Genomic DNA, 13,538 nt, shown 5'->3' on the forward strand with positions numbered 1-13,538 from the left:
AAAATATCCCACTTTGCTTGGCTTTTTGTTTAGTTTTCAAAGGTCATTAACACAATGTTTTAATTAAGTGTTGTTGAATCGCTGTTTCTGTTGCGACTCATACTATATTATCAAATTATACTGTTGTTGTCAACATCTCTATTTTTCATAACGTGTAAGTTTAAAAGTTATAAAATCAAAGTTGTTTTTTCAGCAACGTTTAATAATATAACATATACTTTTTGAAGAAAGCAAGGAATTATTCGTAGTCGGAACATTTCAATACTTTCACAACTTTTAAAAGTATCTAAAAGGCGTACTGAGAAAGTAAAAATGATTCTTTCATTGCTCTAATCACACAAAGAAGTTGGTTATTATTTTTGAACAATATTGCAATTGTACCGGAACTTTGTAAGCAAATGTCAACAACACAGTGTCATATTACTCTTTGATTATATTAATTCTTCTTCTATTACAATATCTACATGTTTCGTTAAATCAATATGAGAATCATCATCCAGCTTTATAATCGGTCTAGTAGGATACTTAACTTGTTGGAAAATAACTTCTCCTATTTGGTTATTATTGAGTCTGACTTTACTGCCTATCGACATATCAATCATCATATGTGTAAATGTTTCAATAAGATTATGATCCAATCGTCCAAACTGATCAATCTTTAAAGAAGCAATAACCTTATAAGGAGATTGTTTCTTTCTATAATATCTTTCTGATGTCATTGCATGATATACATCTGCAATCGCGATTATTTTTGCATATAGATGAAGTTTTTTTGAGTTTACTTGTATTGGATATCCTGTTCCGTCTTCTCTTTCATGATGCTGTAAAATTCCTAAAAGTGCTTCTTTACGAAAACCAGGTACGTCTTCAAGCATGCGGTAACCAAATATCGGATGCTTTTTTACTTCCTCATATTGTGTCGACGTTAATTGACTCTGTTGGTCGAAAACATTAAATGATAGTTTGGACATGCCAGCATCAGACAATAAACCTGCTAATCCTAGTTGAATTACCTCTGCGTTTTCCAGCCCAGTTCGTTTTCCTATCATATAACTTAAGATACTTACAGCTACTGAGTGATAATATATATAATCATTCTTTGTGCTGTAATGATGCAATTGCATTAATTCTTCCTTAGATGGTTCCGTCTCGAATAACGGTAAGAAAATCTTTCTAACCGAAAAAGCTTCGACCTTCGTTCCACCCTGCCAATTTGTAAACAACTTTTTATATTGTTGTACAGCCTTCAAGTAAAGATCTATAAAAGTTTTATTCTCTCGCTTTTTAACAAGAGGTTTCTGAACATTATTTTTTTCATTAATAATATCTTTTGGCATAAATGTTTTTCCATTGACAAGTTTTGGTTCTACATGGACGTCCTTCACAAGAAATAGTTTTAGGATTTCAATATGATGAGGGGTAATCACTGTTTTTTTCTTGATTAAAGGGCTATTGGATAGCTTAAAAACATCTTGAGCTAAAATACAGCCAGGTAGTAAAAAGTTTATTTTTATATTCATCGTTCCCGCTCCCCTAAAATAACAATGTTCAAAAACTCACTTTTTCATTGTAACAGAATTATTCGTATGTTTTTTGCTATTGATAATAAATAGATTTTACCTAACCCCTAAACTAGTAAATACTATGTCCTCTCTCTATTTGAAAGAAATATCATTTTAATGTCAAGATGGAATATTACTTTTTTTATAAATTTATGAAATATCATCAAAAAATCAATTTTGATAGGTTTAATTGATACTTCATCAGGAGTCAATCAATACAAACAGGGCACGCATTAAAAAATACCTTAGAAAACCTTTGATTTCCACTCAGTTACAAGCGATGATGCTCTAGTACCTACACTGAATATAATAGTATCTTTTATATAAAAGAGGGTGACTTTTCAGTCACCCTCCATTCTCTATTTATTCTAGAATGCAATATTATTTATCGTCTTCTTTCTCGCCTGAATTGACCATGTCTCTCGCCTCTAGATGTTTTCTTTGCTCTGCCCGGATATCATCGAGTGCGGCTTGCACGCGTTGTCTCTCAACCGGCAGTGAACCTTCTTTCATTTCTTTAAATAATGCTTTAAACAAACAATAGACCATTAAAAACATAATAAGCATAAACGGAAATCCGCCGGTTACCGCAGCAGTTTGTAATGCACCTAATCCACCTGCATAAAGTAAGACCGCTGCAAAGGCTCCTTCTATCGTCCCCCATGTAATACGCAGTGCTAATGGCGGGTTTGGATTTCCTTGTGACGTAAGCATTCCAATAACGTACGTACCCGAGTCAGAAGAAGTAATGAAAAAGACAGTAACTGAAATCATTGCGATTGCTACTAACAAACTTGAAAAGGGAAAGTCAGCTAAGGCAACAAAGAAACCTAGCGCTTCGTCTTCACCAATTACTTCACTGATTCCTCCAATACCAAAGTGTTCTCTAAACAAGGCTGCTCCACCAAAAACACTAAACCATACCATACTAACCGCTGTTGGCACGAGTAAAACTCCTATAGAGAAGCTTCGAATCGTACGCCCTCTAGAAACACGTGCAATAAATGATCCAACGAATGGAGCCCATGAAATCCACCAAGCCCAGTAGAAGATTGTCCAACTGCCATACCAACCTTCTGTTCCTTCTCCTGCAGCATCAATGCCAAACGACATTTGTAAGATATTTTGTAAATATGAACCTGTTGCATGTGTGAATGCATTGAGGATAAATAAAGTTGGCCCAAGAATGAGGACCAGCAATAAAAGTAAACCAGCGACAGATAAGTTTATCTGACTGAGCCACTTGATTCCTTTATCTATTCCAGTAGTCGTTGAAAGGATCGCTAAAATCGTTACTACGACAATAATACCCATCCACAATGCTGTGTTATTTGGAATACCAAATAGTGTTTCCATACCTGCTCCAATTTGCATAACTCCTAAACCTAGTGAAGTAGAAATACCGAATAAAGTTGCTAGAACTCCAACAATATTTACTGTATTTCCTAACCCTCCGTTAATCTTATCTCGTCCTAAAATTGGCTCTAATGTAGAGCTCAAGAGCATCGGCAAGTTTTTTCTATAGGAGAAATAAGCAAGTGCACATGCCACGACAGCATAAATGGCCCAAGGATGAAGTCCCCAATGGAAGAATGAATACTGTAGAGCCATATGAACAGCCTGTGCAGTTCCACCTTCACCATAAGCTGGTGTATTATAATGAAAAACTGGCTCTGATACTCCCCAGAATAACAGTCCAATTCCCATACCTGCACTAAAAAGCATGGAAAACCAAGCGGGTGTCGAATATTCTGGTTCTTCATGATCCTCACCTAGTTTAATCGCTCCGAGCGGACTAATAATTAAAAAGAGAGTAATAAATAAAAATGAGCTCCCTCCTAAAATAAATGTCCACCCAAGGTTTGTTACTACCCAATTGAAGGTAGCGTCGATATACTGATTAAAATCAGGTAAAATAATTCCAGCCGCAACAAATATAATTGCAATAATTATCGAAATTAAGAAAACTGGTGTTTTTAATGTTTCCGAAAATGTTTTTAAACCGGTTTGATTAGGTTCCATCTCAATTCTCCTTTCACAAAAGTATATATATAGCCACTTCCCTATATAGAAAGTTTCTAACATTTTTTGTCGAATGTAAATTTATGTATACTTGAATCTAAAATATAAACGCCACAAAAGCACTGGGCTTTTGTGGCATCTTTTTAAAAATTAGTTTTACTAATCAGAGCTTCAGCTCTCGGAATCATCATTATCGTCGGTGTCTTGGCTTTCATCTGTTTCTTCTTGTTTTTCTATTTCCGTTTCTGTGTCGCTGACTTCATCAGAAGTCTCGGTATCGGATGTTTGTTCGATATCAGAATTAGATTCAGTAACTAACGCTTCTGTTTGCGCTTCTGGATCAACTTCTTCATCCTCTTCGACATCATCAATATTTACACGGGCAACGGTTGATACGAACTCTTCGTCACCTACTCGAATGAGTCTCACACCTTGTGTGCTTCGTCCTGTTTGAGAAATCTCGGCTACGTGCATGCGGATGATAACCCCATTCGTCGTAATAACCATTAAATCGTGCTCTGGAGATACAACTTTAAGCGAGACAAGTTTCCCATTTTTTTCGGTGACGTTAAGTGTTTTAATACCTTTTCCACCTCGTGTTTGCTGGCGATACTCTTCAATTGGTGTTCGTTTCCCGAACCCATTTTCCGTTACGATCAGAATGTCATGATTTTCTTCAATCGTATCCATTCCAATCACTTCATCACCTTGAGATAAATTAATACCTTTTACACCGGCTGCCGTACGTCCCATTAATCGAACATCATTTTCATTAAAACGTATCGACATACCAAGATGCGTACCTGCAATTATCTCTTTCGAACCATCTGTTAAGCGAACCCCATGTAATTCATCTTCTTCTCGAAGTTTAATGGCAAATAGTCCACCTCGGCGAATGTTTGCGAAAGCCTTTAATTCAGTACGCTTTGACACACCGTATTTTGTCATAAAGAATAATGACTGGTTTTCCGTAAACTCTGAAATAGGAATGACTGTACTAATGTACTCGCCCTTTTCTATTTGCAGCAGGTTAATGATTGGAATCCCTTTAGACGTACGTTTCTGTTCAGGTACTTCGTATCCTTTTAGTCGATACACTTTCCCTTTATTTGTAAAGAACAGTAACGTATCATGAGAATTTGTCACGAACAAGTGTCGTACAAAATCTTCATCATGAGTTCCCATTCCTTGAACACCACGTCCACCGCGTTTTTGACTACGATACGTGGAGACTGGTAGTCGTTTAATATACCCGTGATGTGATAACGTAATAACCACATTTTGGCGTGGGATTAAATCTTCATCCTCTAAGCTATCTTCACCGAACGTAATAATAGTTCGACGATCATCACCGTATTTATCGCGAATTTCCGTTAACTCTTCGCGAATAATTTCTAATACCTTTTCTTCATCTGCCAAAATAGCTTTTAACTCAGCAATCTTCGCTCTAAGTTCCGAGTACTCGGCTTCGATTTTATCTCGCTCTAAACCAGTTAAACGCTGCAAACGCATATCTAAAATCGCTTGCGCTTGATCATGAGAAAGTTCGAATTTTTCGATTAAGCTGTTGCGGGCTATTTCGGTTGTTTGGGAACCACGAATGAGGGCTATAACCTCATCGAGATGGTCCAATGCAATACGAAGACCTTCAAGAATATGTGCACGTGCTTCCGCCTTACGTAGCTCAAACTCTGTGCGGCGTCGTATCACAACTTTTTGGTGCTCTAAGTAGTGAAATAACACCTCTTTTAATCCCATTACCTTTGGACGACCATTGACTAGAGCAAGCATATTAATACCAAAGCTCGTCTGCAGTGCTGTTTGCTTATACAAATTATTTAATAAAACATTTGCATTCACGTCGCGGCGAAGCTCAAGGACCATTCTCATTCCAGTGCGGTCTGATTCATCTCGAAGATCGGTTATCCCGTCAATCTTCTTATCACGTACAAGTTCCGCAATCTTCTCGATCAATCGGGCTTTATTCACTTGGTAAGGAAGCTCTCTAACAATAATTCGCGGCTTGCCGTTTACTTCATCAATTTCAGCTTTAGAGCGTATTAAGATCGAACCTTTACCCGTTTCATATGCTCGGCGGATTCCTGAAATTCCAACGATCTCACCTGCAGTTGGGAAATCTGGACCAGGAATATGCTCCATTAATTCAGCGGTTGTTATTTCAGGATTTTTGCTTAATGCCAAAACCCCATCTATAATTTCAGACAAGTGGTGCGGCGGGATATTAGTAGCCATACCAACAGCAATACCCGATGTTCCGTTAATCAATAAGTTTGGGAATCTTGCAGGCATTACAATCGGCTCAGATTCTGAACCGTCATAGTTTTCCTGATAATCAATTGTATCTTTGTTAATATCACGTACAAGTTCCATAGAAATTTTAGACATTTTCGCTTCTGTGTAACGCATCGCTGCTGCTGCATCGCCATCGACAGAACCGAAGTTTCCGTGTCCGTTAACAAGCATGTAGCGATAACTGAAGTCCTGTGCCATTCTAACCATCGTCTCATATACAGCAGAGTCACCATGCGGGTGATACTTACCAATAACTTCTCCTACGATACGAGCTGATTTCTTATAAGATTTATCTGCTGTAATACCAAGTTCATTCATCGCGAATAAAATACGACGGTGAACAGGTTTCAATCCATCCCGAACATCAGGAAGAGCACGACTTACAATAACACTCATCGCATAATCCATGAAAGATGTTTTCATTTCCTGACTAATATTAATATCTTTGACTCTAGATTCTTCTTGATCAGCCATTCCTTGTACCTCCGTTCACCAGTTTCCAAACGTTTGTTTCCCGTACACTCATTATTCATTTATGTATAGGACTCGATACTGTTAATACAGTACCGAACCTTTCACGTTAGTTAAGAAAAACGCATAGCGTCTTTTATTGTGATCTTTCGCCATCCCGAGTAGCACCTTTGAATTGCGTGTAGGTGCTACTGGAATTGAGCGGCTTCCCCAGGTGCGCGTGGCATCAAGAGAGTTGTTAAATTATACTTTCTTATCTGTTTAGAGAAACGACATAGCCGTCTATTAATTATCGTTTCTTAAACGTCTAAGTTTTTAACATAATGAGCATTTTCTTGTATAAAATCACGTCGTGGTTCCACGCGATCACCCATTAATGTTTCAAATATTTCATCAGCAGCAAGAGCATCATTCATACTCACTTGTAATACAGTTCTCATTGATGGATCCATCGTTGTTTCCCAAAGCTGTGTTGGATTCATCTCCCCTAAACCTTTATAACGCTGTAAAGTTGGTTTCGGAGTTGCTGGTAATTCCTTGAAAATTCGTTCCATTTCTTTTTGATTATAGGCATATTCTATTGTTTTACCTTGAGATACCTTATAAAGCGGCGGTTGAGCAATGTAAATATAGCCTTCTTCAATTAACGGGCGCATATAACGATAAATAAACGTTAACAATAGCGTTCGTATGTGAGCGCCATCCACATCCGCATCCGTCATGATAATAATTTTATGATATCTTGCCTTTGTGATGTCAAACTCAGCGCCAATTCCGGTTCCCAATGCAGTAATAATTGCGCGAATTTCATTGTTTGCAAGAATCTTATCCAAACGTGCTTTTTCTACATTAATAATTTTACCGCGTAATGGTAAAATCGCTTGAAAGTGACGATCACGACCTTGTTTTGCTGAGCCACCGGCGGAATCACCCTCTACGACATAAATCTCACTAATAGAGGCATCCTTTGACGAACAATCAGCTAATTTGCCTGGTAGAGCACTGATTTCTAATGCCGATTTTCGTCTTGTAAGTTCCCTCGCCTTTTTAGCAGCATCACGGGCACGTGATGCCATCAATCCTTTTTCGACAATTTGTCGGGCAACAGAGGGGTTCTCTCCCATAAACTTACTCATATGTTCAGTAAATAAAGAGTCAGTTATCGTTCGGACTTCACTGTTACCCAGCTTTGTTTTAGTTTGACCCTCGAACTGAGGATCAGGAATTTTAACAGAAATGATTGCTGTTAATCCTTCACGTACATCGTCTCCGATTAAGTTTGGATCATTATCTTTAAATAAGCCGTTTTTACGTGCATAATCATTGATTGCACGAGTTAAGCCAGTTTTGAAACCAGACTCATGGGTTCCACCTTCGTGGGTATTAATATTATTTGCAAATGAATATAGATTACTGGAAAAACCATCATTGTATTGCATGGCAATTTCAGCTGTAATTCCATCTTTCTCTCCTTCAATGAAAATAGGAGGCTCATGAAGAGGTTCTTTTGTTCGATTCAAGTGTTCGACGAACGATTGAATGCCACCTTCATAAAAGTATTCCGCCGATTTGCCGCCTTCACGTTTGTCAGTAATGAAAATACGAAGACCACGATTTAAAAAGGCTAGCTCTCGAAGGCGATTAGCAAGAAGATCGTACTCATATTCCGTTGTTTCTGTAAATATTTCTTCGTCCGGTTTAAATCGAATGAATGTACCGTTCTTTTCTGTCTCACCAATTACTTGAAGGTCCCCTTGGGGAATCCCACGTGAAAACTCGATTTTATGGATCTTTCCGTCTAGGAAAACTTGCACTTCCAAATGCGTGGAAAGTGCATTTACTACAGAAGCACCCACTCCGTGAAGACCACCGGAAACCTTGTAACCTCCACCGCCAAATTTCCCTCCTGCGTGAAGAACAGTCATGATAACTTCTACTGCTGGACGGCCCATTTTTTCATGAATACCGACCGGAATTCCTCGACCATTATCTTCTACCGTTATCGAATTGTCCTCTTCAATAGCAACGTGAATCCTATCACAGTGTCCTCCCATTGCTTCGTCAATACTGTTGTCAACGATTTCCCAAACAAGGTGATGTAAACCACGTGCACTTGTTGAACCAATATACATACCCGGTCTTTTACGAACGGCTTCTAAACCTTCTAAAACTTGAATTTGACTTTCATCATAGGAATGTTGTTCTATGCTCACTGTTCTTCACCTACACTTCTCCTAGTAGTAGAGCTACTAAGTAATCTATAGTCGTATATTTATTCTTCTTCTGGAATCACTGCAGCCGTCTCGGCCCTACGTTTCAATGTAAGAGAGGATATAGGGGATAAGTAGATATCATCTTTCGTAACAATGATTGATTTTGGAATATCCTCCGTTACTTTAATCGTTTTTTTACGTTTTATATGATCTTGCAAAAATCGTTGATTTTCTTTTGATAAATCATGACTATGATGATCTATAATCGCTATAATTACATCTGCTTTCAAGACCATATCTCCGCCTAAATGTATAAACATGTTTCCCACCTCATTCTTTTCGCTGAATCGATCCTTCCTCTACGTAAAACGTTTCCGCATCATCCAAAATTCTATGGTCAATACCATCCACACTTGTAGTTGTCACGAAAGTTTGCACTTTCCCTTGGATCGTATTTAATAAGTGGGTCTGTCGAAAATCATCCAACTCAGATAGAACATCATCAAGTAAAAGAATTGGATATTCGCCTGTTTTCTCATAAATTAATTCAATTTCCGCGAGTTTCAGAGATAGTGCTGTTGTTCTTTGTTGTCCTTGAGAACCGTATGTTTGAATATCACGATCATTTACTATAAAAGCCAGATCATCACGATGCGGACCAATTAGTGTCGTTCCTCTTTGTATCTCTCTTTCTTCTACTCGTTTAAATTCCTCTTTCAATACTACTACCATTGTCGACAAGTCCATCTCTTCTGATACTCCACAGGAGGGAACATACTTGATTTCCAACCTTTCTTTCCCACGACTAATTTCATGGTGAATAGGCTGAGCCCAAGCTTGAAGTTTTTCAATAAAAGAATAACGCTTTGTAATGACTTGAGCTGCAGCTTGAATCAGCTGATCGGTCATGACTTCAAGAAAGTCACTATTAGCTTTAACCTTTTTTTGCTGAACATCCTTTAGCCACTGATTGCGCTGCTTCAAAATTTTATGGTATTGAGAAAGATAATAAAGATAAATAGAATATATTTGACCCATTTCCATATCAAGGAAACGGCGACGTATTTGAGGACTGCCCTTTACTAACGTCAAGTCTTCAGGTGCAAACATGACGATGGTACAAGAACCAATGTAGTCACTTAATCTTTTTTTTTCAATCCGATTGATCTTTACTTTTTTTCCTTTTTGAGAAAACACCACTTCCATGTGAAGTGGTCCATGACGATTCGTGAGATGACCTTCAACTTTAGAAAACGACTGATCCCAGCGAATGAGCTCTTTATCCTTTGATGTACGGTGTGATCTCGCCATGGCAAGCACATAAATAGCTTCCATCAAGTTCGTTTTTCCTTGGGCATTTTCACCAAGAATTAAGTTTACTTGATTTTCAAAAGATAGTGTTAGTTCCCCGTAGTTCCGGTAATCTTTAAGTGTTAGTTGATCAATGTACAACGAAATCCCTCTTTATGTTTCATCTCTGGCAATCAATACCGTACCAATATTTTCTATTGTCACCTGATCACCAGGGTAGAGTTTTCGACCTCTGCGATTTTCTTCTTTTTCATTTACCCAAACGGGTACTTCTGCTAAAAAGAACTTTGCAGCTCCACCGGATTCAATTACGGCAGCTTCTTTTAATGCCTGTCCGAGAGTCATGTATTCCTCTTTGATCATAATCGTTTCTCTCAAAATTTGGTCACTCACTTTCTTTTTCTCACTATTTTATCACGCACAGATTTTATCTCACTTTATATTGTACTAAAAGTTTTCTATTTACGCCAATCTGATTTTTTTACAACATAGAGAAATCACCCATTCCTCTCTGAATCCTAGGAATGGGTGATTATAGTACGTCAGTAAAACATTTTAATACGTTCTTACTGGAGAGAAAAGGTGCAGCATATGATCTGATTCTACAGGCTTCATCACAAATGGGCTCATAGCACCTGTAAAGTTTATGACTATTTCAGTCGAATCAATAACCTTCAACGCATCAATCACATTTTTTCCGTTAAAAGAAATTCGTAATTCTTCGCCAGTATACTCAAGGCTTTCAACATCTTCTGTTACTTTACCAACTTCCGGAGTGACCGATGTGATTTCTATTTGATTATCCTCAATAGTTTTCACGTTTACAACATTATTTTTACCTTCTCTTGATAAAAGAAGCGCACGTTCAATAGCGTCTTGCAATTTTTTCGCGTTCAACTTCACACTAGTTTTTGAGTGTGTAGGAATCATATTTTTCGTAGCTGGATAATTCCCATCAAGAAGCCTCGAGAAAAACAATAAATTTGCTGCTTTAAATAAAATTTGATTATCTGTCACGATAATTTCAATCCATTCCTCTTTATCATCGAGAATTTTATTCAATTCACTTAAACTTTTGCCTGGAATAACAACATTTGTAAAAGATAAATCTGAGGTATTTGCTTCAACCTTAGCATGTCGCATTGCCAGACGGTGACTATCTGTGGATGTACAAGTAAGTTGATTATCTTCAATGGACCAATGAACACCCGTAAGGATAGGTCGTGTTTCCACTGTGGATACAGCAAATCCTGTTTGGCGAATAATACTTTTTAATAAATCTTTAGGTAATTTAAAGACATTTTCTTCTTCTATTTCCGGTAATCGAGGATATTCTTCTGGATTCAGACCATTTAGATTAAATACGGAAGATCCTGACTTTAACTGAGTAACAAATTGATCTGATACTGTAACTTCAACATGGCTTTCGGGAAGTTTTTTAATAATATCTCCAAAAAAGCGAGCTTGTAAGACAATAGCTCCTTCTTTTTCAACATCAACAAGTTCTGTATCTCCATCTTCTTTCGGTATAAATGCTTCTATGGAAATATCAGAGTCACTGCCAGTAAGAGTTACCCCCTCTGAACTAGCCTCAATTTTAATTCCCGTCAAAATAGGAATAGTTGTCCTTGATGAGATAGCTTTTGATACATGTTGTACTCCTTGCACAAATTGATCACGTTGAATCGTAAATTTCATTTTTTACTTCCTCACTTTCTATATCACTAGCTGTGTTTTGAATTCTAATTTAATAAGCCTTTATATCATTCTTTTTAATAGTTATTTCTAGAAGTAATCGTAGTAGGGACTGTTAACATGTGGATAACTTAGAAATAAGCTATACAGGACAGGTTATCCACCTGTGGACAAGGTGTGCATAACATTCTAAGAGTTATGCACAGTTTTCACAGGTCTACGATTTCAATTGCTCTTTGATTTCTTGTATTTGTTTTTGCAGATCCTGATCAGTAGCAAACAACCTGGCAATTTTGTCGTGGGCATGGATGACTGTAGTATGATCTCTTCCCCCGAATTCAACCCCAATTTTCGGCAATGAATGGTCTGTCATCTCCCGTGACAAATACATCGCTATTTGGCGAGGATAAGCGACAGTTTTCGTTCTTTTCTTTGCTTTCATGTCTTCCACTCTTACTTGAAAAGTCGCAGCTACCGTTTTTTGTACATCTGCAATGGTAATCGTTTTTGGTTTTGAATTTGGAATAATATCTTTTAGTGCAACAGCAGCCAAATCAGCGTTCATATCTTGATTTATCAACGATGAATACGCAACAACACGGATGAGTGCACCTTCAAGCTCACGAATATTTGTGTCAATTTGATTTGCAATGTACAACATCACTTCATTAGGAATATCTAAATTCTCAGCTTTTGCTTTTTTACGTAAAATAGCAATTCTTGTTTCCAGATCCGGCGGAGTAATATCGGTAATCAGTCCCCATTCAAACCTGGAACGCAGTCGATCCTCCAATGTAGGAATTTCTTTAGGAGGACGATCACTGGATATTACAATTTGTTTTCTTTCTTCATGTAACGAATTAAATGTATGGAAAAATTCTTCTTGTGTCTGTTCTTTTCCAGCTAAAAACTGAATATCATCTATGAGCAGCACGTCTACATTTCGATATTTATTACGAAAATTAACGGCTTTATTGTCTCGTATGGAATTAATAAATTCATTTGTAAATTTCTCAGAGGACAAATAGACGACTTTAGCATTTGGATTATGATCCATGACATAGTGTCCGATCGCATGCATTAAGTGAGTTTTCCCTAATCCGACTCCTCCATAGATAAAAAGAGGATTATACGCTTTAGCAGGGGCTTCAGCGACAGCTAAGGATGCTGCATGTGCAAATCGGTTACCACTGCCTATAACGAACGTATCGAATGTATATTTTGGATTAAGAATATGTTTCGGTATAATCTCTTCCTGGTTTTGAGCAGGAGGTTCAGGTGATTGTTTAACCTTGTCAAAAAGGTCTAAATCATTATTCTTATCTTCTTTAGGTAAAATAAATTTCGTTTCAAGCTCAGCACCGGTTAATTCATTTAAAGTTTCTGTAATAATTCCGAAATAACGATTTTCCAGCCAGTCTCTTGCAAACTCATTAGGTGCAATCACAGTGATTGTGTTAGAGCTTTGATCAATAGAATCTGCTTTTGTGAACTTAAACCACGTATCAAAGCTCGGTTTACTAACTTTTTCTGAGATTTTAGATAGGGCTTGTTCCCATAAGTCTTCAAGATTTTCCAATTTTCTTATCCCTCCCTTGCGGTTTGTTACATAACAGAAAAGCGAATTTAAAAATAAGTTCGCAGGTTGTACAACCAATGTATAATGGCAATGTATAAATATAAAGTTATACTCATTTCCTGAATTACTTGTGGAAAAACTAGTATATAGGAAGAGATAATATATGTCCACGTAATTAACAAAGATGTGGATAACAATATAAAGAGACTTGGACAACTATCCACAAAGTTGTTAACATCTGTGGATAGTTTATATTCTACCACAGGTTTTCCACTTGAAAAAACAAGAATATGATATCAAACTAAGAGAAGGGGCACAAGGAATACTAGGAGTTATCCACACTACTCAAGGGGTTGTGTCTAAAAGTTGTCC

At 37.4% G+C, this 13,538-nt stretch carries 9 protein-coding genes; all 9 read right to left on the reverse strand.

The window, feature by feature from the left end; genetic code table 11:
• Positions 1-431: 431 nt before the first annotated feature.
• Positions 432-1,520, reverse strand: coding sequence for an HD-GYP domain-containing protein (locus ACHABW_RS20675; RefSeq protein WP_435758161.1), 1,089 nt, complete (start codon positions 1,518-1,520; stop codon positions 432-434).
• A gap of 423 nt (positions 1,521-1,943) precedes the next feature.
• Entirely contained in the window at positions 1,944-3,584 is a 1,641-nt protein-coding gene (locus ACHABW_RS20680; RefSeq protein ID WP_435758163.1) for a BCCT family transporter, read from the reverse strand.
• 171 nt (positions 3,585-3,755) lie between these two features.
• Complete coding sequence (gene gyrA / locus ACHABW_RS20685) at positions 3,756-6,371, reverse strand: DNA gyrase subunit A (protein ID WP_435758165.1); 2,616 nt, start codon at positions 6,369-6,371, stop codon at positions 3,756-3,758.
• A gap of 296 nt (positions 6,372-6,667) precedes the next feature.
• Positions 6,668-8,581: a DNA topoisomerase (ATP-hydrolyzing) subunit B gene (gene gyrB / locus ACHABW_RS20690; protein ID WP_110938081.1), complete on the reverse strand. Its 1,914-nt coding sequence runs from the start codon at positions 8,579-8,581 to the stop codon at positions 6,668-6,670.
• Positions 8,582-8,640: 59 nt separating this feature from the next.
• Complete coding sequence (gene remB, locus ACHABW_RS20695; protein ID WP_110938082.1) at positions 8,641-8,901, reverse strand: extracellular matrix regulator RemB; 261 nt, start codon at positions 8,899-8,901, stop codon at positions 8,641-8,643.
• A gap of 10 nt (positions 8,902-8,911) precedes the next feature.
• Positions 8,912-10,033, reverse strand: a complete 1,122-nt coding sequence (gene recF / locus ACHABW_RS20700; protein ID WP_435758168.1) for a DNA replication/repair protein RecF — start codon at positions 10,031-10,033, stop codon at positions 8,912-8,914.
• A gap of 12 nt (positions 10,034-10,045) precedes the next feature.
• Positions 10,046-10,270: a S4 domain-containing protein YaaA gene (gene yaaA, locus ACHABW_RS20705; protein WP_310793584.1), complete on the reverse strand. Its 225-nt coding sequence runs from the start codon at positions 10,268-10,270 to the stop codon at positions 10,046-10,048.
• Positions 10,271-10,447: 177 nt separating this feature from the next.
• Positions 10,448-11,590, reverse strand: a complete 1,143-nt coding sequence (gene dnaN / locus ACHABW_RS20710) for a DNA polymerase III subunit beta (RefSeq protein WP_110938084.1) — start codon at positions 11,588-11,590, stop codon at positions 10,448-10,450.
• 214 nt (positions 11,591-11,804) lie between these two features.
• Positions 11,805-13,166 (reverse strand): chromosomal replication initiator protein DnaA, encoded by a 1,362-nt coding sequence (gene dnaA, locus ACHABW_RS20715; RefSeq protein ID WP_110938085.1) that lies wholly within the window; start codon positions 13,164-13,166, stop codon positions 11,805-11,807.
• Positions 13,167-13,538 lie beyond the last annotated feature (372 nt).

It is taken from the genome of Salipaludibacillus sp. CF4.18 (genome assembly GCF_051262595.1).
In the GTDB taxonomy this organism is placed as follows: domain Bacteria; phylum Bacillota; class Bacilli; order Bacillales; family Salisediminibacteriaceae; genus Salipaludibacillus; species Salipaludibacillus neizhouensis.

Excerpts from the sequence above, each read along its gene's own strand:
- ACHABW_RS20680 (WP_435758163.1), bottom strand. The coding sequence starts at position 3,584 with ATGGAACCTAATCAAACCGGTTTAAAAACATTTTCGGAAACATTAAAA.
- dnaN (WP_110938084.1), bottom strand. The coding sequence starts at position 11,590 with ATGAAATTTACGATTCAACGTGATCAATTTGTGCAAGGAGTACAACAT.
- remB (WP_110938082.1), bottom strand. The coding sequence starts at position 8,901 with ATGTTTATACATTTAGGCGGAGATATGGTCTTGAAAGCAGATGTAATT.
- gyrA (WP_435758165.1), bottom strand. The coding sequence starts at position 6,371 with ATGGCTGATCAAGAAGAATCTAGAGTCAAAGATATTAATATTAGTCAG.
- ACHABW_RS20675 (WP_435758161.1), bottom strand. The coding sequence starts at position 1,520 with ATGAATATAAAAATAAACTTTTTACTACCTGGCTGTATTTTAGCTCAA.